This is a genomic window from Bacteroidota bacterium (assembly GCA_016711505.1).
GTDB lineage: Bacteria > Bacteroidota > Bacteroidia > AKYH767-A > 2013-40CM-41-45 > JADKIH01.
Genome location: JADJSV010000007.1, coordinates 111,991 through 133,057, shown reverse-complemented (window position 1 = coordinate 133,057; position 21,067 = coordinate 111,991). Strand labels below are relative to the sequence as shown.

Sequence of the window (21,067 nt, the reverse complement as noted above, 5' to 3'; positions counted from 1 at the left end):
TGCAACTGTCTTCCGATTCATGTGCGACCCCTCCGGAGTCGATGCGATATGCTGTTTGATATCTTTCTACAAATATGCGACCCCTTCAAGGTCGGGTGGTTGCGAACTGCAACTGTTGTCTAAAATCAAACCGAGTAGGATTCGTTGGTTAATTTCTATCTACAAATATGCGACCTCTTCAGGCTCGGGTAGTTACGAATTGATACTGTTGTCTAAAATCAACTAACATTTCAATTAAACATTTTCAATAAAATGCAACTGTTTTCCAAATCATGTGCGACCCCTCCGGGGTCGATACGATATGGTTGTTACAATCTAATCTACAAATGTGCGACCCCTTCAGGGTCGGGTAGTTACTAATTGATACTGTTGTCTAAAATCAAACCGAATAGGATTCGATGTTTATTTCTTTCTACAAATATGCGACCTCTTCAGGGTCGGGTAGTTACAAATTGATACTGTTGTCAAAAATCAAACCGAATAGGATTCGTTGGTTAATTTCTATTTACAAATATGCGACCTCTTCAGAGTCGGGCTGTTGCTAACTGCTGCTGTTGTATAAAATCTACTAACATTTCAATTAAACATTTTCAATAAAATGCAACTGGCTTCCAATTCATGTGCGACCCCTTCGGGGTCGATAGGATTGCATGGTAAATTTGTTTCTACAAATGTGCGACCCCTTCAGGGTCGGGCAGTTACTAACTGAAACTGTTATCTAAAATCTGGCTGAAATCACATTACAAATTATTAGTCTTGCAACTGTTTCTGTTTTCTAAAATCAAACTGAAATCACATTACACATTAATATTTTCAACGCTTCTGTTTTCCAAGATCAAACTGAAATCACATTTCCAAATATTAATTTCGCTTTTAAGAATTGTTCCAGAAGGGATAATATGTCACGACCCTGAAGGGGTCGCATATTTGTAGAAAAACGAATGAAACACCCGACCCCACGACCCCGAAGGGGTCGCACATGATTTGATGTAATTTCTGATTATTGAAAACAAACAGAAAAAATTCAATTCGAAAATTAGGTTCTTTTGTTATGTCTGATAATTTACAATTGAGCCCCATAATACAAATTTGCTATATTTGGGTTTATAGATAAACCCAAATTCCTGTTTTTTAATTAAGCACAACCGATGAAATATATAATCTTATTTTTCTTACTTCCTGTTTCCGTTGTAGCACAATATGGTTTTCGTACTGAAATTCCTTACAATGAACTTTCTTTGGATACACCACTTGTAGATGAAACTGTTGAAGATTTTTTTGAAATTTATACTGGTGTAAAAGCTAATTCAGATACAATTGTTCAATGTTCTGTAAACAAAGATGGCAACGAAATTTTACGTATTGCAAAACGAAGAGGCAGAAACTCAGTTATACAAAAGTCGAAACGAAGTTATGATGAAAAGGGACGTTTGCTTTCCCGCGTGGACTACGGAACACCAAATACAATCAGCAAACTCTTGGTCTCATATAATAAGAATGATAAAAAAGAAATGATAGAAGAATTTTCATACCTGCCAATCAAGAAACTGAAAAGCCCTGAACTGAAGCAACAAAACAACTCACAATTTTTTTCAATTTCGGACGAAGTCGATTCAAATTATATCTTTTCCAACGAATGGGTTCAGAAGCATGTCTGGTTTTTCAAATATGACAAAAACGGAAATCTAACAGAATATTATTTCGGTGATAGTTTTAATCAAAGCATCAGAGAAGTTTCAAATTATAATCGCGAAGGGAAGATTTCAGGGAAAATTACCTATTCAGGTAGTTGCTGTAATTCTGCAGGTAGAGACCCTGATGAAATAATTGATACAACAAATTCTTACAGCGAAGAAATTACTATGCGTGATACTTTAATTTATTTCAACAATGGGTATCTGGTTGATCATATAATGTACAATCCATTCAATGAAATTAAAATCAGCAGAGATTCGATAATTACAGATTCAAAGAATAGAATAGTTGCTGAATTCTGGTCCAATACAATGTCTGGACAGGAATTCCCTGACGGTGCTAAACTAAATTACGAAAGAGGAAAACAAATTGAATATGATAATTACGGAAGGAAATTGCGGGAAATCAATTTTGATCACGAGAAGAAAACCGAATCAAAATATCTGTACAAGCATCCTCGAAAATTGACCTAGTCAGGGATAGATTTTGATCCAAAAAATAAGCCCTGTTCCATCAATACATCAGCCCCTATTCCGTTAATATCTAATTCCCCAAAAAGCCCCTGAATTCAACGGATACGTTAAATTTACGCAATCAAAAGTGCCCGGATGCGGTTAAGCCTTGTAGTCTTGTTTTCATTTTTCATTTCAGTCGCTTTTGGACAAAACCTGAGCAATCTGAGAACGAAAACTATTTCGATTGCTCCAGACAGTATACAGATCGACTCCTTTTCAATTGCCCCTGGTACATTCCGTATGATTGTTCTGGGTCAATCAGTGGACACAAGTGCTTATACCTTCGATTTTATCAATTCCATATTACGCTGGAATAAAAATTCAGAATCATATAAAAAACTCAGCACTGATTCAGTTGTCATAAAATACAGAGCATTCTCATTCTTGTTTTCTAAGGAGATATCTCACAAGAACAAAGCGATAATCAGTACAAATTCGCAATTGCCTTTCTACTATACTGCGAAATCGCGTGAGCCTGAATTATTCAAACTTTCCGGGCTCACACGTAGCGGAAGTATTTCAAGGGGTGTAACGTTTGGTAATAATCAGGATGTTTTTGTAAACTCAAGTTTGAATCTACAGCTTTCCGGAAAACTTAATGAGGATGTGGAAATCCTTGCCGCCATCACTGACGAAAATATTCCAATTCAACCGGAAGGAAATACTCAGCAACTACAGGATTTCGATAAAGTTTTTATTCAGATCTCGAATGCAAAAAATAAACTTATCGCCGGTGATTTTGAATTGAAGAAACCAACCGGCTACTTCATGAATTATTACAAGAAGGGACAAGGTGCAGCATTTTCTTCCATCATTGATATCGACACAACAAAAAACCAACTCGTTAAAATCGGTGGCGGGCTTGCAGTGAGCAAAGGTAAACTTGCAAGAAATACAATTGCTACATCAGAAGGAAATCAAGGTCCATACAGATTGATAGGAAGCAATGGTGAAACATTCATTATCATTTTAGCAGGGACAGAAAAAATTTATCTCGATGGACAACTTTTACAAAGAGGATTGCAAAATGATTATACAATAGATTACAATACTGCAGAACTTACATTTACAACCAAGAGAATTATTACAAAAGATTCGAGAGTTGTGATTGAATTTGAATACTCGGACAAAAATTATGCAAGATCACTGATAACATTCAATTCAGATTATGAAAGTCGAAAATTGAAATTGCATCTCAATATATACTCAGAACAGGATAGTAAAAATCAGGCATTGAATATTGAACTTGACAGTGCTAAGAAATCACTTCTTGCCTCAGTTGGCGATAGTATTCAGAATGCATTTTATCCCACTGCTGATAGTGTCGAGTTCAATAGCAGTGTTGTTCTTTATCAGAAGATCGATACAATTACAGGATCAGGAACATATTCAATTTTCAAATATTCTACCAGTGCTGATAGTGCTTACTGGCAGGTGAACTTCAGCGAAGTTGGAAATTTCAGAGGAAATTATATTCAAACTTCCAATTCAGCCAATGGCAGAGTCTTCAAATGGGTGGAGCCTGTTAATGGAATTCCTCAGGGTAATTATGCACCGGTTGCTTTATTGGTTACTCCCAAGAAACAACAGATGGTTACTGCCGGGGGTGAAATAATATTGAATTCAAAAAACAGCGTTCTGTTTGAGGGCGCACTGAGCAACTATGACGTGAATCTATTCTCAACACTCGACAAAAAGAACGATGCCGGGTATGCTGCGAAAATTATTTACAAAAATTTAATTCAACTAAGTCAGGACACATTGAAAGGCTGGCGACTCAACAGTGCATTAAATTATGAGTACACAAGTAAGAACTTTAAGCCTATTGACCGATATAGAAATGTTGAATTTGAACGTGACTGGAATCTCGGCACTTCATCGATCTACAACGATGAAAATATTGGCTCACTTCAGACCACACTCTCAAAACCGGAAGCATTGAGTGTGACTTACCAGATCAAAACTTACTTAAAAGGCAGTGCCTACAATGGTCTGATGCATTCAGAATCAACAAAGGCTACATGGAAAAAATTTGATCTTATCTCTGATGCAAGTTTGCTGAATACAACCGGTTTGTTGACGAAAACTAATTTCATCCGACATACAACAGAGCTTTCCAGACCTGTGTGGAAATTGAGATTAGGAGTGCGTGAGAGTGGAGAGCGCAACAGATTTCTTCTGAAGAACAGCGACACTCTTTCAGCTTCGAGTTATTCCTTTAATGAGATACAGGCTTTTCTAAATACATTGGACAGCACAAAGGCAAAAGCAACTTTAGTAGCCAAACAGAGAACGGATCAGCTTCCTGTTGGTGAAGGTTTCAGAAATTCAACTTTAGCGCAAGAACTTTCACTGACAACAGATTTCTCAACAAATCAAAAGCATACAGTAAGAACAACAACAACATACCGTAAACTCTCCTCCGCCGATTCTGCATTAGTTCAAATTGAACCAACAAAAACTTTGCTGAACAGAATTGATCACTTTGTGAGTTTATTCAAAGGCGTACTTACTGCAACTACTTATTATGAAGTTGGTACAGGCCAGGAAAGAAAACAAGATTACTATTATCTTGAAGTTCCGGCAGGCCAGGGAGTGTATGCTTATCTGGAAGATTACAATGGGAACGGAGTCAAAGATCTGGATGAATTTGCGCCGGCAGCATTTCAAAGTGATGCAAAATTCATCAGAGTATTTGTACCCACCAACGAATATGTGATCACCAGAAGCAATCGGTTCAGTGAAGTATTGACTATAACACCATCAGGAAAATCAAGTTCGTTTCAGGGTAAAGAAAAATTCATTTTTCGTTTTACAGATCAGTTATCCGTGAGTTTTGATAAAAAGACAAAAGATGAAACATTGCTGTCTTCTCTGAATCCTTTCTCTTTAAAATTAACTGACACTTCTCTGATTGCAAACAATTCCAGTTTCAGAAATACAATTTACTATAACAGGAACAGTCCCGTTTACGGATTTGATTTTACGATTCAGGAAATCCGAAATAAGGCATTATTGAGTAATGGCTTTGAATCGCGCTTGAACAGAAATCGCATTTTCAACATCAGATGGAATCTCAACCGTGAATTTTTATTAAGCAACAATTACGAAAACGGCGAGAAAGTAAATACATCAGATTTCTTTTCTACCAGAGATTATCACATTTTCTCAAATGCTTTTGAACCAAAATTATCATTCCAACAAGGAAATTCTCTTCGGCTTTCTTTCTCATATCGGTACAGTGAAAAAAGAAATACTATTGGCGAAGAAAAAGAGAGAGCTTTTCTAAACAAATTAAATCTGGAATCGAAATATACTACAGTTAATTCCGGAACGATAACAGGAAAGATCAGCTATGTAAAAGTAAAGTTCAATGCTCTTCAATCAAGTTTGCTTGCCTATGAAATGCTTGAAGGATTTAAACCCGGTGAAAATTTTATATGGAATCTTTCAGTGCAGAGAAATATAAGCTCGTATATGCAATTGAGTCTTAATTATGAAGGACGTAAGTTGCAGGATTCCGAGACTGTACATACAGGCGGAGTTCAGTTCAGGGCTTTTTTCTAGTTTAATATTTTTTTATCAAAAAAAGTTGCTGAAATACTATTTTAAGAGATAGAAAAAAATAAAACACTAAGATCACTAAGTTTTTAGCACAAGATCACAAGTGATGCTTTTTTCATAGGTCATCTTGTGACAAATTTTAGTGAGCTTAATGTTCAAAAAACTACTTAAGTTCAATCACAGATTTGCCTATAACAGCACCGGCATGATAGATCTCAACATTATATTTTCCTTTTTCAAAAGAACCACCTTTACCAAAAGATATATCAACAGGTGTATCTGAATTAGTGTATTCGACAGTTTGTTTTATAGTGTAGATGAGATCACCACTTGCCGTTTTGAAACTTTCTTTATTGGTTGACTTCATCACATCTCCATCCGGTCCTAAAACTCTAACATAAATATCAATTGCGCCGTTGTCGATAACTCTATTTTCTGCGAGAACAAATTTTGTTCTGAATTTTTGTACTTGCTTGGCTTTATTGGTTAAAACTTCATCGCCATTACTTTTAAAACGAAATCCTTCCGTTTTCACATTCATTGCTTTCAAGACAGAGCCTGCAGAAACTTTACTGAATAACCGATCGTTTTCTGACAACAAGCTATTATTCTTAGAACGTTCCTGAGAGAGATTTGTATTCAGAGAATCATTCGCTGCCAGCAACTGTGCATTTACTTTATTGATTGAATCTATTTGAACAGTATAAACATCATTCATTTCCTTCAACTTAGCCAACTCCGCTTTCGCGCGGGCGATCTGAGCAGGGCCACCAAGAAGAATGAGTTTTTGAATTTCAGCAACCTTTGCTTTGATCTGTTCATCCTTTTCAGTAAGCTGATTCTGAAGTGTTGAATTATCGGTTTTCAGTTTTTCAAATTCAACTTTGAATTGATTCAACTGTACTTGCAAAGCATCCTTTTCAGCCGTTGTAGTAACGATCGTCTGATTCGCCTGATCCAGGTGGTTCTTTTTATCAAAAAATTGCCAAAGCAAAAGACCATTTGTTCCCAATAAAATTGTGATAACAATAATTACAATTCCCTTTTTCGGGCCTTGTTCCTGGTAATCTGCTTTATTAATCTCTTGTGAATCCATAGTATGGTAGTTCGTGTGGCTTTATTGAGGTAAAGTATCTTTCTTTTTTTCGTCTACGAAGTTCAATCTTAGATCAGTCAGTATACTCTCAAGCATCCTGGATTGTTGCGGTGAAAGATTACCTGCGGTTTTATTTTTGATGACTTCGAGCATTTCTATTGAATTCTGTGCCTGATCGAGATTCCGTTCAATTTGATCTGTTGAAGGATTCTTTAATTTGCCCAGAGCAACCATTGCTGATGAGTAGAAAATAGAGAGTAGCTGAGTGAATAGCTGATCTTCGTTTTGCATAATAATTTGGGGTGAAAACCATACAAATGTAGTATTTTTTTGAAGTTAAAAAATTTATTTATGGCTTAAAAAGGGCCTTTTCATGTTAGAATCAAATTGTTGAATTTCTTTTGGAACTATACGATTCAATCAAAACTAATACGGCGGAAAGCGGGTATGATTTTCATTAATATGCATTTGTTAGTCTACCTTTGGGGTATCTTAATCACTATATGAAAAGCCGATCGATCCGGAGAAATTTTAATAAGCCGTATACACCCAATCATTCAATTGAATGGGTTCAGAGTGGGAAAGAGTATTATGATAATCTGGTACAGATCATCAATTCCGCTGCAGAGGAGATTCACCTGCAAACCTATATTTTCAATGATGACAAGACAGGAAAAAAAATTGGTGATGCACTGATCAGTGCTGCAAACAGAGGTGTAAAAATTTACATCCTCATTGATGCATATGGGTCGCAAGGAATGGGTGCGGCCTTTCAGAAAACTCTGGAAAATGCCGGCATCAACATAAAACGGTATGGCGAAATATTTTCAAGTGGTCGCTTTCACATATCCAGGCGGCTACACAGGAAGGTTCTTGTTGTAGACAGTTCCATATCGGTTGTAGGTGGTATAAATATTTCTGATCATTATGCAGGTACATCAAAGATGCCGGCCTGGCTCGACTTTGCTGTTATAGTCAAAGGGAGAATCAGTTTGAGACTCGAGATGATCTGTCGCAAGAGATGGAAATCGGTCAGCTTTCCAAAGAAAAAGGGCATTGAAAATCTTCCTGAAAAATCTGATTATTCTGTATCAGTAAGAGTAAGAAGAAATGATTTTATTCGCAATCAGAATGAAATTGCAATTTCCTACCGTCAGGCGATCAGACATGCGGAAAAATCTTTGCTCATTGTTGGCGGATACTTTCTTCCGGGTGGACGAACACGCAGACTTCTTCGGAATGCTGTTCGAAAAGGTGTTGATGTGTGTGTTCTGGTAGCTGAAAAATCTGATGTCGGTATCATGGTAAATGCAAGACGCTATCTTTATAGCTGGCTTACAACGAATGGAATTCGTGTTTATGAATATAAACCTTCCAACGTTCATGGAAAAGTATTGATAAGAGATGAAAAGTGGACATCCATCGGTTCTTATGATCTGAATAATCTGAGCACGTATAGCAACATCGAATTGAATCTGGATATAAATAATTCCCGGTTTTCAGAAAGTCTGGGAGCCCATATCCGACACATACTTGCGAACGAAAGCACTGAGATCACACTAAAAGCAATGTTATTAAGAAGAAATATTTTTACCCGTTTTAAATCATGGGCAGCTTATCGGTTTGTGAAAATTATGTTTGTCCTTTCTGTTGTTCTTGCAGGCAAACACGAAAAGGATTTCTGAAAATTTTAACTCGCCAGTCTTTTTACCAATGTCCTTTTAGCTAAAGGAAGAAAAGTTTCTTCGAATGGTATTGAAAGTTCCGTTTCGATTACAAATGTTGCCGGGTTCGGAAACTTTTTATTGAACGAGATGAGATCAGACTTTATTGCTTCGAAAGTATTCATAATAGACTTTTCATAAACTGTCAAAAATGAAAAGTGAACTCCTCTGAATTTCTCGGATGGATTTTCGAAAATGGTAACCTGATATTCATAGACTTTTGTTTCTGTAGAATGTACTTCTTTCAGGAAGACATAACCAAATTCAGAATTCAAAGGCATCAAACCGACAGGATAAATTTTCATTCTGTCTTCGATAAAATCATAGATCTTTTTTCCTTCCCGTAAATAATCTTCCATTTTCGGAATGGAGAAATCCAGAATACTTTCGATCTCTGACATAATTGCATCATCGCCCACCATTTTCTCATAGATCAGATTGAAATGTTCAAGATCGGTACCTAACAGTCGTTCCGGAAACATATTGTACAACTGATGCTTGTTTTCCTGAAGCACTTTCAAATTTCGATAATGCTCTACCAGATCACTCAGATATGGATAAAGTCTTTTATCTGTGAAATTCTCGGACACATGCTGCAAGTATGCCAGGAGCATGTATTTCTTATATTCAAAATCGATTCGATTTTCAGTGATCCAGTTCTTATTAAGAAATTCCATAACTGCTTTGATTTAGAGGATGAAAGCCATATATAAAAACGAACTTTTGAGAATAATGTTCTATAAATTGTTGAAAATTCTCAACTGAATGAGTTTTTGCACCCTTTTATTAATGGTAACTTAGCAAAAACGAACAGTACAACATCTAATATAAGTCCTAATGAAAAAAATAATGAGCAAATACGCAGGTTTTCTTGCATTCAGTCTGATGATTACCGGAATCTATTCATGTATTCCGGCCAAAAAATTTGAAGATCTGCAGAGAAAAGAACAAACATGTCAGGACGAAAATAAAAAACTCCGGACAGACAATCAACAATTAGTAACAGAAAATACGGAGATGAAAGTTTCCGGTGCTGAGATGCAGAAAAATCTCGTTCAGCTTGTAAAAGATACAACCGATATGGGGAATGCCTATCATCGGTTAACTTCTTTGTATGGTGAATTGAATAAATCGTACGACAAACTTTTATTCAACAATGAAAAACTTTTAGCCGGAAATACTGAAGAAACCCGCAAGCTTATTGGAGAATTGAATTCTACCCGCGATGAATTACAACGCAGAGAAGATCGTATGAAAAAAGATTCTCTTGCATTGAATGAGAGGGAAAAAAATCTTGCTGAATTACGTACAGGAATAAAAGAAAAGCAAGCAAGAGTTGACGAACTGGAAGGAATCTTAAACAGAACTGATAGTACTGTGAATAGTTTGAAGAAAGCAGTAAGTGATGCTTTGCTTGGCTATGAAAATAATGGATTATCAGTCTACAGAAAGAATGGCCAGGTATACGTATCAATGGAAGAACGCCTCTTATTTGCTTCCGGAAGTACCAACGTCGAGAAAGCAGGAACAGATGCTTTAAAAGATCTGGCGAAACTTTTAGGAACAAAGAAGGATATCAGTATCGTTGTAGAAGGACATACTGATAATGTTCCGATCAACGGAGTTTTAGCAAGTGGAGCGAAAGACAACTGGGAGCTGAGTGTATTACGTGCAACCGCAGTTGCAAAAATTCTTTTAAAAGATGCATCTATTGATCCGACCAGAATTGTTGCTAGTGGAAAAGGGCCTTATTTCCCGATCGATCCGGCAAATACAGCTGAGGCGCGCAAAAAGAACAGACGAACTGAAATTATACTTTCGCCGAAGCTGGATGAGTTGATGAAGGTGCTGGGGATACAGGATAAATAGTGAAGAGTGAAAAGTGAAGAGTGAAAAGTGAAAAGTGAAGAGTGAAAAGTGGTCGTTTGGAAACTTTTTCCAGACGACCACTTTTCACTCTTCACTTTTCGTTTTTCACTTTTACACGTTAATTACTGTCCATAAATTCCTTTTTTCTGCCATGTAAATTTATAAGCCATTTCAAGACTGAGATAAGTAAAAGAATCTTTCCGGGTCGGGTTACCACGAATACTTGTGATAGGACCAATTACACCGTTCGTACCATAACCGGTAGGATCAGAAATGTATTTCGCAAGTTCGTATTCAGTTGCGTCAGGGAAGGAAGCTTTTAGTTCTTCGTAAGTGGCATATCGTCCACTAACATCATCCAGATAATCTGAAAGAAATAAATACCAGTTCAATTCAGCAGAAAGTGTCAGGCTTTTGTTGAAGCTGTATCTGATTCCGCCACCTAAAGGGAAACCAATGTTCCAGTTACTATATGGTGGTTGTGAATTCGCTTCTTTATTGTAGCCTTGCCCTTCAGTCATCCATTGCTGAAGATCTGTTTCATATTTACCATCTTTCTCGATCACATTTCCGATTTGTTTATCGTTTTCTTTTACGTCACGAATAGAACCATCTTTCCAGTAATAATATCTGTTTTCCATTGCAACATCACCATTGAAGAGGTCTGCAACCGGTTTACCATAAAATACACCCACGCCTGCAGAAACAAATAAGCTGAACCGTGGTTTTGAAAGAGGAGCATAACGGTTTATATAAACGTTATAAGTGAAATCCATTTCTGTTCCGAAAAGATCATTTCTGAAATTTATACCACGCAGGTAATTTCTTAACTGAGTACCTTTCTTATCGCCGATGGGAGTTGATTCATCGTACTGTAAGCGATGCCAGCTTAATCTTAATTGAGCATCAAAGGAAGGATAAAGATTTTTCGATCTCTTTGGATTATTCAAAAAGTTCCGCAAGGTTATAGCGGCACCGGAATTTGCTGAGGAAAAAGGAAAAATCTTTTCATTTCCAAGATCACCTGTGTAGTTAGTCACACCACCGGAAAATGCAATATTCGCAGTCCGTTGACCAAAGGCCAAAGCGGAAACAAACAAAAGGACAATAGTACAATGTAATGGTGCTTTCATGGAGAGAGAATTTTTCAGTATGAAAGTAACGGAAATATCAACACGCAATACCGGAATTTGACTAATAGGCCAAATTTCAGGGTGAATTAGGGGTGATTGGTGGGTGGTTGTCTTTTGACTTATATCTTAAACCTAAACTTAAACTAAATCATCCAAGAAATTACTTCCTCTAAAACACTAACTCACAAACTCTACAGAACGAACACACTTCACACTCAAACTTACATAGTGGAGAATGTGAGTGTGGTGAGTTTGTTTAAGAGTAAGAGTAAGAGTAAGAGTAAGAGTAAGAGTAAGAGTAAGTTTTAAGTAATAAAACCTACCTCACCGGCAAGATCACATTGAACCGCGAACCATTATTTACTTTACCATGTCCTTCGATTTTTCCGCCATGATTTTCGACAATTTTTTTACATAGGGCAAGACCGATTCCTGTGCCTGAATAAGATTGCTTGTCGTGCAACCTTTGGAAAATAGAAAATATCTTTTCATTGAATTGCGGGTCAAACCCTATTCCATTGTCTTCAACGGAAATACATATGTATGAACTATTCTGATTCAGATCCGGATATGAGTTCAGTTCTTCAGAAGTAATATCACGACAGGAAATTGTAATAAGCGGGTCGCGTTCTGTGTATTTTAAACTATTACTCATCAGATTTGAAAACAATTGTGACAGTTGAAGTGGAATACCTCTTATTACAGGCAATCCCGAAAAATTTATCGTTGCCTTTTTTTCCCGGATCAATAATTCAAAATCTATCAGAAGGCTTTCTATAGTTTTATTTAAGTCAACAGGAACAAATGCCTCTTCTGCCCTGCTGATTCTGGAGAAATTTAAAACTTCCTGAATCAATTGTTGCATCCGGTTAGCAGAGGAGTTTATTTTCTCAAGATACCTGCTGACCATTTCCGTATTATCGCGATCATGAATAATCAATTGAGAAAAAGTCTGAATCTTTCTTAAAGGTTCCTGCAAATCATGACTGGCAATATATGCGAATTGTTCAAGATCCTGATTAGATTTTACAAGTGCACTATTTACACTTTCAAGTTTTTCATTTGCTTCCATGATATCTGAAATATCATGTCCAATGACCAAAACTCCGTACACTTCATTCAACTCATTCATTAAAGGAATATAATAATTCTCAAAATATCTGTTAACAATTGGAGATTTATATTTCTTATCATGTACTATCTCTCCTTTCAATGCCATTTGCAGATTTTTATACATGGCTGAATCGGAAAGATCAGGAAAAACTTCCAGAATGTTTTTTCCGACAATTTCATCTCTCTTGTATTCATCGAAATCACCAACACGTTTATTTATCATGACATAATTCAAGTGTGCATCAAACACACCAATTATATCGACAGATGAATTAATAATTGTTTCAACAAATTCTTTTTGTTGCCGTAGAACTGAGTTTGCTTCCACTAATTCGAGTGTTCTTTCTTCCACCGTTCGTTCCAACGTATGATTGAAAGAAAGAATTTCTTTGTTTTGAACTTCTATCTGGGAGAGCATAAAATTAAAAGCATTTGTTAATGCTCCAAGCTCATCATTACCATGTTTCTTTGCACGGACACTGTAATCACCTTTTTCAGAGATGCGTCTGGCAGTTTCTTCTAATTGTAATATTGGTTGAGAAATAGATTTTTGCAGGATGTGAGAAAGAAAATACGCTATTAATAAAGAAGAGGCAATCAGAAAAAAAGCAATTGCAGCAAAGTGCCGAAGTTGTTCATACAGTCCCTGCATATCTGATTTGAGGTAAAGCATTCCCAGAATTTTCCCATTCTGTACTACCGGTTGAAAGCCTTCCAGAAAACCTTTTGAAAAATAAAATCCGGCTTCGCCGGGAGAAGATGGTACTGAGGAATCCTGAATATAAACAGGAAACTTTGCAAATATTTTTCCGTCACTTTTATAAAGTGATGCTGCAACAATGTGTTTCTCTTCACTTAATGCACTCAGGATATCTACTCCGTCTTTTTGGCTATCAAATGCAAGTGCAGCAGAACTGTTTGAAGCAACTACAGCAGCAATAGTTGAAACATGTACTTTGGTAACATTTCTGAAAGATATGTACTCAAAAACCATATATGCAGAACACATCAATGTCAGGACAATTGCACACGTGATGAGAATCACGGTCATTATCTTTCTTTGAATGGGTATATCACGCAACTTCATGGTTTAATAAATTTGAGAAACACTCAGTAATTTCGAACTAATAGAAAGCTGTGCCGCTTTTGCAGCAGTAGTATTAATCTCGATCTTTACTTTGCTTTCCTCGGAATAAAACCGGATAATCCCACCCCAACCTGCGAAGTTATTTGCATCGCTGACTGTTAAAATATTTTTGCCGGATACATGTGCAACAACTTGTTTGATCATTCCACCATCATGCAGGTTGACAAACAGAATATGACAGTCTTCTATTTCAGCAATAGAATTGAAACGTCTGATCACAATTGGATGTGAATTAACTTTTTCTCCTACGATTGCCTGTTCTATATACGCTCCAAAAGGATCTTCGCCGATAATACCGATTACAAATGGAGCCGTTTCACTTGAAAAAGATCTGGCAGGCCATTCTACAAAACGTGTGAAGTTATACAGAAATACTGCCTTTATCTTAGCTTCGCTGTTTGCTCCTTTTTGAGCAGACGAAGAAAAGATCATAAATGTAAATAATAACAGAATTCTGATTTTCATATAATAACTGGAAATTCCAATTTAAATTTTTCCATGAGGATTAGAAACGAATCATAACTTTTCCGGTAACACTTCTTTTAACTAAAACTCTTCCAAATTCCGTATGATGATCGGATAACAGGCTATTTCCATTAACTGAAATAGTCAGATTTTTATACTCCCATGCAACTCTGGCGTTGAGTTCAAAATAGGCCGGGGTTGTTGGTAATCCTGTAACACTTTCTGCAGGCAGTGCATCAACATAGCGGCCTATAAGATCTAACTGAAAATTCTTTGGCAGATCCATTATCGAATGAATCAAAAACTGATTAGCAGGGTCAATTCCTTCAATCAATTCATGATTCTGAAGAACTAAAGGAGATGTTTTTTCGAATTTTTTATTCAGGTATGTGTAACCAACTTTTATTTTCCACCAGTTAGTTGCAATATATGTAGCAGAAAGTTCTGCTCCCCATGTGGTAGCATTCATGTTGTTCCCAAAAACAAATGGAGCAAGTTGGCTTCCTGTGCTGTCAAGTGTACGAAGATCAGTATAGTAATTCAGATACGTAGAAATAGAAATTGACATTGGCTGAATTGGTCTGAATCTGTATCCGATTTCATTTGCTACAACTTTTTCTGACACATATTTTTCATGTTCAACTCTTGTAAAGGAAGTAACATCAGTATCAAACCGGCTTGGTGTACGAACAGCTCTTGAAACTGCAGCCCACAATGTATTATCATTTACAAATTGCCATGCAAAACGAATTGTAGGTTGTAATTCTACACCTGTATAATAATTATACAAAAATTTAGAGCCGAGTGTGACATCAAATTTTTCATCTATGATTGATATTCTGTCCTGTAAATAGAAATTGATCTGATCAAGAGTTCTGCTGGCAGGAGTAAAAGTAGGATTTGGAGCTTTGATATTATCTACAAGCATCCTGTATCCGATTCCCCATAACATTCTGTGTTTATTTTTTAAAACAAAACGATGTTGTGCTTCAAGGTCGGCTGTATTAACAACATAACTTGTTCTCGAAGATCCGAAATAACGATATGCTCTATCGAAATACATTTGAACGGAGATGTCTGCTGTATTAGAAATCGTATGTCCAAATCGAGCCGGAACATTTTGTCCATTCATATTTGAAGTAAGCGTATCACCTTCTTCACCGCCATAAACATCACCTTGAACAGTCAAATGATTTCTTTTGGAAAGATTTGCATCCATTCTGAAACCTCCCTGACTAAGATGCCATTCATCTCTTGCACTTGTACCATCAATGAATTTACTGCTTCCTACAACAAACCTTTGACCATAGACCCGGAAGAATACTGAAGAGTCAACATGTGAACCATAACGAACAGCAGCCTGTCCCGGAGCAAAGGTACCTGAAGCAACACTTGCAAAAATTCCCTGCGTTTCTTTAGCATCTTTTGAAATAACATTAACAACTCCATTTACTGCATTAGCACCCCATAGAGTTCCACCCGGACCACTGATGACTTCAATTCGGTCGAGATCTTCAAGTAATACATTTTGCACATCCCAGTAAACTCCTCCGAATAATGGTGTATAAACAGTACGACCATCTATCATCACCAAAAGTTTATCTGCTAAAGTGCTGCTAGCAATCGGCGCTCCATTAAAACCACGGGAAGAAATTCCCCAATCATGCGAGCCACCTTGTGCAACTTGCAAATTTGAAACAAGCCTCAATGCTCCGGGCAATCGGGATGCAGTAGATCTGATAATATCTTTTCGTGTAAGTACTTGTACGGCTGATGCAACATCGGTTAACTTTTCGGGGGTTCGTGAAACGGAAGTAACAGTCAAATTCATTAATTCAGTAACTGAAAGCTTTTTCAATGCATTGATCTCTGAAATAGAATCTGTTTGTCCTGAACTTATCTGTGGAATCATTGAGATACTGAAGAAAATCATTAAAGCAGTAAAAACTTTTGTCTTGATTATATTTTTCAAAATATCTGTCAATTCAAAAATACTGGAAGGCTTCATGATATAATCAGTAGCGCCAAGGGATTTTGATTTATCTATTCCAACTGCGTCGAGCGAAGTTGAATAAAGATAAACGGGTATATGATTTAATCTGGGAATCTTTCTTAATTCAGTCAAACATTCTGAACCATCCATACGTGGCATATTCATATCCAGAAAAATAAAATCCGGAATGAATGAATCATCGTTCTTTATTTTTTCGATTGCATGAATCCCATCATTTGCAAAAACACAATTTGCATTTTTACTTGCCCGATCCAGAGCTATTCCAAAAATTTCCTGATCATCTATATCATCATCGATGACAAATACTACCGGTTCGTTAATCATAATCTTACTACAAGTTTATAAGTGGGTTAACAGACTATTTCTACTTAATTTAACTTCATTAACAGATTTCTCTTTTCAAATAAATAGAAGATTTAAACATAAGTGTCTTCTCTTTCTCTCTTAATTACTATAAGTCAATATTGATTTTGAACTGAAAACGATTCAGGATATTAAAAATAGGCCATCAAAACTATGGAAGCAAATTTATTTGCTTTTTAGTTTACAATCAAAGCATATCTGCAATTGTGGATAATTAATTTTTTTGAGTAATAAATTACCCAACCATTTAAATTAAAAAACTACTTTTTTGATTCTTACAAAATTTAAATCCCATTTCGATCTCATCTACAATTAATGAACGTCAATTGTGATAGCAACATAGTGAAGAAGGCTAGAGTAAACAAAAGCAAAAAGTAATGATGCTACTAAAATTTTAAGTACCCGGCGGCGGTCATGACTTTTATTTTGAGAATTCATTACATGATCTAAATTTCCCAGTTGTTTAAAATTATAAAGGCTGAAAAAACCAAAGAGTACACAGAATTTAGTTGTAATTTCTCTGATCAGAACAATTGCGGAAAAGGATGATAGAAGTAAAATCGTCCACATTAATTTTGATTCAGGAAATGCAAATATTGCAATTGAAAGTCCGAATGAAACAGGCAAAAAGAACATTAAAAATTTTCTGCGAACCATTAATTCTTTAGGTCCGATATTACAACGACCCGGAATATAAGACATACCTGATTTTTCAGCGATATTCACACTTCTGTAACAAGGCTAGCGTCAAAAAGTTCAAAAAACCTTTAATAAAACCTATATAACTGTTTCACAAGAAATTAGGAAATCTATCACTACCTCGATTATTCTTAAAAAAACTCGATAATTGACTACTTTCGCATCAAATCCAATGGCCCTGTAGTTCAATGGATAGAATAGAAGTTTCCTAAACTTTTGATGCAGGTTCGATTCCTACCAGGGCTACTATACAGTTTGAGTTTGGGGTGTGGGGTGTGTCGCGTCCTCTCACACTCACACTCACACTCTACAACCACCTTTTCAAACCTAAATCAAACATACACTCCTCCATAAATTAAGGTTTGAAAATGGTAGTTGTGTAAGTGTAAGTTGTTTGGGCTGCACCGGTTATTCCACTCACTGTAATTGTATATTCAACATCATTTACATTTGAAAGATCAATACCGGTTGGTTCCCAAACAATTGTTTTATCACCGTAAGAAGCTGTTGATGATACGACATTAAGTGCCACGGCGCCTGAAGGACCGGTCATTGTTACTGTTGCGGCAGAAAAATTTGCCGATGGAATTCCGAAAGACCAACGACCTGGAATTAGCGACTGAGGAATATAATCATTAGGCGGATAGGCGATGAAAGCAGGAACCGACGGATTAGAAAAAGATGAGAAGACATATAATGCCATTGCATTTGAAGTTGAACCATAACTAAATTTATTTTTTTTCGAATGAAGAATCCATCTTCTGTGACCTACATCCTGATTTCCGGAACCATCATCGCGTATAAAAGCTGAAATTGCAGCTGATGAATTATAACCCAATGCAATATTGCTTGATGCTGCTCCATCCGCTCCCATTGAAGTATAACATAACCATGTCATTGGTGGTGCATGGCTCAATTGATTATTAGCCGACATCATTAATGCTGTCTCTTGCTCCTGTGCAAATAACGTCGTGTCCAATGTGCAGTTATCATTGAGTCCGACCATTCTCCGAAAATAATTTATTCGATTGATCACAGCATCATGTGAAGCTTGCGAAACCGAACCGGCATTACAAGTAGAAGTACTTCCCGTCCAGCCCGGATTAGAAATTGCTGATCCGAGATAATTCAAATTGTAATCAGCCAATGCGGAGTCACGTGCAGGATTGGATGAACCACCCGGAGTATTTGGAACAGGTTCTTCTTCCTTATCTTTACTACATGAATTAAATAATAAAGCAATAATAGATGTGTAGAAAACAATTTGGGTAAATTTAGTTTTCATGTTCGCTGTGGATTTAGAGTTTGAAGTAAATATATGGATTTTACAAAATTTAAGATAAATAAACACATCCTTTGAATTCCGGATCAAACACATAAATAGACCTTGTCTGGCATAAAAAATGAATTAATTTTGCAACTTATCCTTCATTCCTCAATAAAAACGGGCCGAATTTCAATTATTCAATGAAAGATGACATTTTCCGAATGCTTCATTTGTAGGAATGATTACGGTCAATGTGTACATTTATATACAAAATAAATTTAAAACAATAATTAATCTATATGAAATTATTTAGTACAATCATTATTCTTTTAATTTCCCTGCAAAGTAATGCTCAAGTCACCTGGGAAAAATTATTCAGCGGAACCAGCACTGATGTTTTCAGAAGTGTAAAAGAGGTTTCCGGAGGTGGATATATTGCTGCCGGATACACTGCCAACTTTTCAGCAAACGATAGTGACGCTTACGCAGTCAGACTAGATCAAGATGGTGACACGATGTGGACATATCAGTATAATGGACCTCAAAGTAAAAAAGATCTTTTTTATAAGGTCATTGAAACCTCTGATGGAGGATTTGCATTCTGCGGCTATACTTCCAGTGTTTCCGGTTTTGATGATGATCTTTTGTACATTAAACTTAATTCATCAGGACAACAACAATGGGTAAAGTTTTATGGTGGTATCGGAAAAGAACGTGGTCAGGATATTGTTCAGACCGGGAATGGTAACTTCACAATCGTTGGTTACACTACTTCGGCACCTGCACAATATTATGATGCATTTATGCTTCATGCAGATAGTAATGGAGATACATTATGGACCAAGCTCTACGGTTCATCTAATTATGATGATGCCAATTCGTTAAAAATTTTAGCAGATGGCGGATATTTGTTAGGAGGCCAAAGTGACAACCCCGGAAATGGTTTAGATCAGTATTTGATAAGAACCAATCCAACAGGAAATGTTATCTGGACTACAAAACTAGGAACTTTAGGAACTGATAATGTCGAAAGTATTGTTGTACTTTCAGATGGCTATATGCTTGCAGGTAGCACCTCTTTGATATCAGGTGGTGACGATGATGGTTATCTGGTAAAAACTGATACTTCCGGAGCATTTGTCTGGGCAAAAATGTATGGTGACACTGCTCCTGATGATTTTCACAGAGTTGAAAGTACAACAGACGGCGGATTTATTTTAAGCGGCACCACATCAAGTTACGGAGACGAAAATCCAAATATATGGATGGTAAAAACAAATTCTGCCGGTGATACACTTTGGAACAAAACTTTTGGAAGACATAATCATGACCATGGTTATAGTGGACAGCAAACTTCGGATGGTGGTTATATTATTGTCGGCCATACAGGGAGTTTTGGATATAACTTTGAAGAATCTTATATAGCAAAGCTTGATGGTTCAGGGAATATTACTAATCCAATGACGTATACATCAGTTTTTGATATGCTATCACCAACTAATAATTCTTGTGGAGATTCAGAAACTCCAATGGAAATCGTCATCAAAAATTATGGAAGAAAAACAGTTGCTAATGTTCCTTTGACTATTTCAGTGACCGGTTCAACTACTGCAAACTTAACTGAAACATATAATATTCCATTAGAGCCGGAAGTTACAGATACAATTACTCTTACTAATTTTATCAATACATCTGCCGGTGGTACATATACTTTTACATTTACAACAGGGAATGTAAACGATGTATATCCTCAAAGAAATACATTCACAAAAACCATAACCCTAAATTCTCAACCAAGTGTTAACCTTGGTCCTGATACTGCCGTGAGTGATTCTACTTTTTTACTGGACGCAGGTCCGGGATTACAGTATGAATGGACTTTTGGCTCTACTGCACAAACCTATACAGTTATAACAACAGGAAACTACTGCGTAACAGTTACAGGCTCGAATTCATGTACCAATTCAGACTGTGTATATGTTGTTGTTTCGGTTGGAGTTGATGAGATCAAACCTTTGATCAATAGTATTTATCCAAACCCTGCAAAAGATAAGATCAATATCGAACTTTTAGCTAATGTTAAAGAAGTAAAATATGTATTAACAAATTCAACTGGAAATATATTAAGGTCGTCATCATTCAGAAACAAAACAACATTAGACTTATCAGTATTTTCAAAAGGAGTTTACTTCTTAAAAATAATTGCTGAAGATGGAGTTGAAACAAAAAAAATCATAATAGACTAATTCCTTTACAATATCAGATCTTCTACGGAGTGTGCAACAGGTAATCAATTCCTGCGCACACTCTTTTTTTTTCGTGATTTTTAAACTAACTTTATAAATTCAAATCAGTGGAAATTTTTAGTGCCGGAAAAGTAGTTAATTCCTATCCTGAGTAAGT

14 protein-coding genes and 1 tRNA gene are annotated in these 21,067 nt (G+C 36.4%); 6 read left to right on the top strand and 9 right to left on the bottom strand.

The window, feature by feature from the left end; genetic code table 11:
* Window positions 1-1,148 precede the first annotated feature (1,148 nt).
* Both IPL24_09970 and IPL24_09965 read left to right on the top strand, forming a co-directional pair.
* Entirely contained in the window at window positions 1,149-2,168 is a 1,020-nt protein-coding gene (locus tag IPL24_09970; GenBank protein MBK8363989.1) for a hypothetical protein, read from the top strand.
* A 135-nt stretch (window positions 2,169-2,303) separates the two neighbouring features.
* Complete coding sequence (locus IPL24_09965) at window positions 2,304-5,777, top strand: hypothetical protein (GenBank protein MBK8363988.1); 3,474 nt, start codon at window positions 2,304-2,306, stop codon at window positions 5,775-5,777.
* Between the two features lie 160 nt (window positions 5,778-5,937).
* Here IPL24_09965 and IPL24_09960 read toward each other — a convergent pair whose 3' ends face one another.
* Window positions 5,938-6,870 carry a hypothetical protein gene (locus IPL24_09960; GenBank protein ID MBK8363987.1) on the bottom strand — a complete coding sequence of 311 codons (933 nt, stop codon included), beginning with the start codon at window positions 6,868-6,870 and terminating at the stop codon, window positions 5,938-5,940.
* Between the two features lie 21 nt (window positions 6,871-6,891).
* On the bottom strand, window positions 6,892-7,161 hold the full coding sequence (locus IPL24_09955; protein ID MBK8363986.1) for a DUF1844 domain-containing protein: 270 nt from the start codon (window positions 7,159-7,161) through the stop codon (window positions 6,892-6,894).
* Window positions 7,162-7,373: 212 nt separating this feature from the next.
* On the opposite strand from IPL24_09955, the gene IPL24_09950 reads away from it, so the two are divergent.
* Window positions 7,374-8,555: a hypothetical protein gene (locus tag IPL24_09950; GenBank protein ID MBK8363985.1), complete on the top strand. Its 1,182-nt coding sequence runs from the start codon at window positions 7,374-7,376 to the stop codon at window positions 8,553-8,555.
* A 5-nt stretch (window positions 8,556-8,560) separates the two neighbouring features.
* On the opposite strand, the gene IPL24_09945 is transcribed toward IPL24_09950, so the two are convergent.
* The gene (locus tag IPL24_09945; protein ID MBK8363984.1) at window positions 8,561-9,271 is read right to left on the bottom strand and encodes a hypothetical protein; all 711 of its coding nucleotides are present in this window, start codon (window positions 9,269-9,271) and stop codon (window positions 8,561-8,563) included.
* A gap of 172 nt (window positions 9,272-9,443) precedes the next feature.
* Between IPL24_09945 and IPL24_09940 the strand changes: the two genes are divergently transcribed.
* On the top strand, window positions 9,444-10,463 hold the full coding sequence (locus IPL24_09940) for an OmpA family protein (GenBank protein ID MBK8363983.1): 1,020 nt from the start codon (window positions 9,444-9,446) through the stop codon (window positions 10,461-10,463).
* Window positions 10,464-10,585: 122 nt separating this feature from the next.
* Here the strand turns inward: IPL24_09940 and IPL24_09935 are convergent, their stop codons facing one another.
* From IPL24_09935 to IPL24_09915, 5 genes are all read right to left on the bottom strand, one after another.
* Complete coding sequence (locus IPL24_09935; protein MBK8363982.1) at window positions 10,586-11,596, bottom strand: hypothetical protein; 1,011 nt, start codon at window positions 11,594-11,596, stop codon at window positions 10,586-10,588.
* A gap of 319 nt (window positions 11,597-11,915) precedes the next feature.
* Entirely contained in the window at window positions 11,916-13,760 is a 1,845-nt protein-coding gene (locus tag IPL24_09930) for a HAMP domain-containing protein (protein MBK8363981.1), read from the bottom strand.
* A 39-nt stretch (window positions 13,761-13,799) separates the two neighbouring features.
* Complete coding sequence (locus IPL24_09925) at window positions 13,800-14,321, bottom strand: YfiR family protein (GenBank protein ID MBK8363980.1); 522 nt, start codon at window positions 14,319-14,321, stop codon at window positions 13,800-13,802.
* A gap of 40 nt (window positions 14,322-14,361) precedes the next feature.
* Window positions 14,362-16,659: a TonB-dependent receptor plug domain-containing protein gene (locus IPL24_09920; GenBank protein MBK8363979.1), complete on the bottom strand. Its 2,298-nt coding sequence runs from the start codon at window positions 16,657-16,659 to the stop codon at window positions 14,362-14,364.
* Window positions 16,660-17,010: 351 nt separating this feature from the next.
* Window positions 17,011-17,424 (bottom strand): hypothetical protein, encoded by a 414-nt coding sequence (locus IPL24_09915; GenBank protein MBK8363978.1) that lies wholly within the window; start codon window positions 17,422-17,424, stop codon window positions 17,011-17,013.
* A 147-nt stretch (window positions 17,425-17,571) separates the two neighbouring features.
* Between IPL24_09915 and IPL24_09910 the strand changes: the two genes are divergently transcribed.
* Window positions 17,572-17,643: transfer RNA gene (locus tag IPL24_09910), tRNA-Arg, on the top strand.
* 109 nt (window positions 17,644-17,752) lie between these two features.
* Here the strand turns inward: IPL24_09910 and IPL24_09905 are convergent.
* Window positions 17,753-18,682: a hypothetical protein gene (locus IPL24_09905; protein MBK8363977.1), complete on the bottom strand. Its 930-nt coding sequence runs from the start codon at window positions 18,680-18,682 to the stop codon at window positions 17,753-17,755.
* A 281-nt stretch (window positions 18,683-18,963) separates the two neighbouring features.
* Here IPL24_09905 and IPL24_09900 point away from each other — a divergent pair, with 281 nt between their 5' ends.
* On the top strand, window positions 18,964-20,910 hold the full coding sequence (locus IPL24_09900; protein ID MBK8363976.1) for a T9SS type A sorting domain-containing protein: 1,947 nt from the start codon (window positions 18,964-18,966) through the stop codon (window positions 20,908-20,910).
* The last annotated feature ends 157 nt before the right edge of the window (window positions 20,911-21,067 follow it).

What these genes read in the sequence shown, in the direction of transcription:
- IPL24_09960 (MBK8363987.1), bottom strand. Translation starts at nt 6,870, where the DNA reads ATGGATTCACAAGAGATTAATAAAGCAGATTACCAGGAACAAGGCCCG.
- IPL24_09940 (MBK8363983.1), top strand. Translation starts at nt 9,444, where the DNA reads ATGAGCAAATACGCAGGTTTTCTTGCATTCAGTCTGATGATTACCGGA.
- IPL24_09965 (MBK8363988.1), top strand. Translation starts at nt 2,304, where the DNA reads ATGCGGTTAAGCCTTGTAGTCTTGTTTTCATTTTTCATTTCAGTCGCT.
- IPL24_09970 (MBK8363989.1), top strand. Translation starts at nt 1,149, where the DNA reads ATGAAATATATAATCTTATTTTTCTTACTTCCTGTTTCCGTTGTAGCA.
- IPL24_09955 (MBK8363986.1), bottom strand. Translation starts at nt 7,161, where the DNA reads ATGCAAAACGAAGATCAGCTATTCACTCAGCTACTCTCTATTTTCTAC.
- IPL24_09950 (MBK8363985.1), top strand. Translation starts at nt 7,374, where the DNA reads ATGAAAAGCCGATCGATCCGGAGAAATTTTAATAAGCCGTATACACCC.
- IPL24_09920 (MBK8363979.1), bottom strand. Translation starts at nt 16,659, where the DNA reads ATGATTAACGAACCGGTAGTATTTGTCATCGATGATGATATAGATGAT.
- IPL24_09945 (MBK8363984.1), bottom strand. Translation starts at nt 9,271, where the DNA reads ATGGAATTTCTTAATAAGAACTGGATCACTGAAAATCGAATCGATTTT.
- IPL24_09905 (MBK8363977.1), bottom strand. Translation starts at nt 18,682, where the DNA reads ATGAAAACTAAATTTACCCAAATTGTTTTCTACACATCTATTATTGCT.
- IPL24_09925 (MBK8363980.1), bottom strand. Translation starts at nt 14,321, where the DNA reads ATGAAAATCAGAATTCTGTTATTATTTACATTTATGATCTTTTCTTCG.
- IPL24_09935 (MBK8363982.1), bottom strand. Translation starts at nt 11,596, where the DNA reads ATGAAAGCACCATTACATTGTACTATTGTCCTTTTGTTTGTTTCCGCT.
- IPL24_09930 (MBK8363981.1), bottom strand. Translation starts at nt 13,760, where the DNA reads ATGACCGTGATTCTCATCACGTGTGCAATTGTCCTGACATTGATGTGT.
- IPL24_09900 (MBK8363976.1), top strand. Translation starts at nt 18,964, where the DNA reads ATGAAATTATTTAGTACAATCATTATTCTTTTAATTTCCCTGCAAAGT.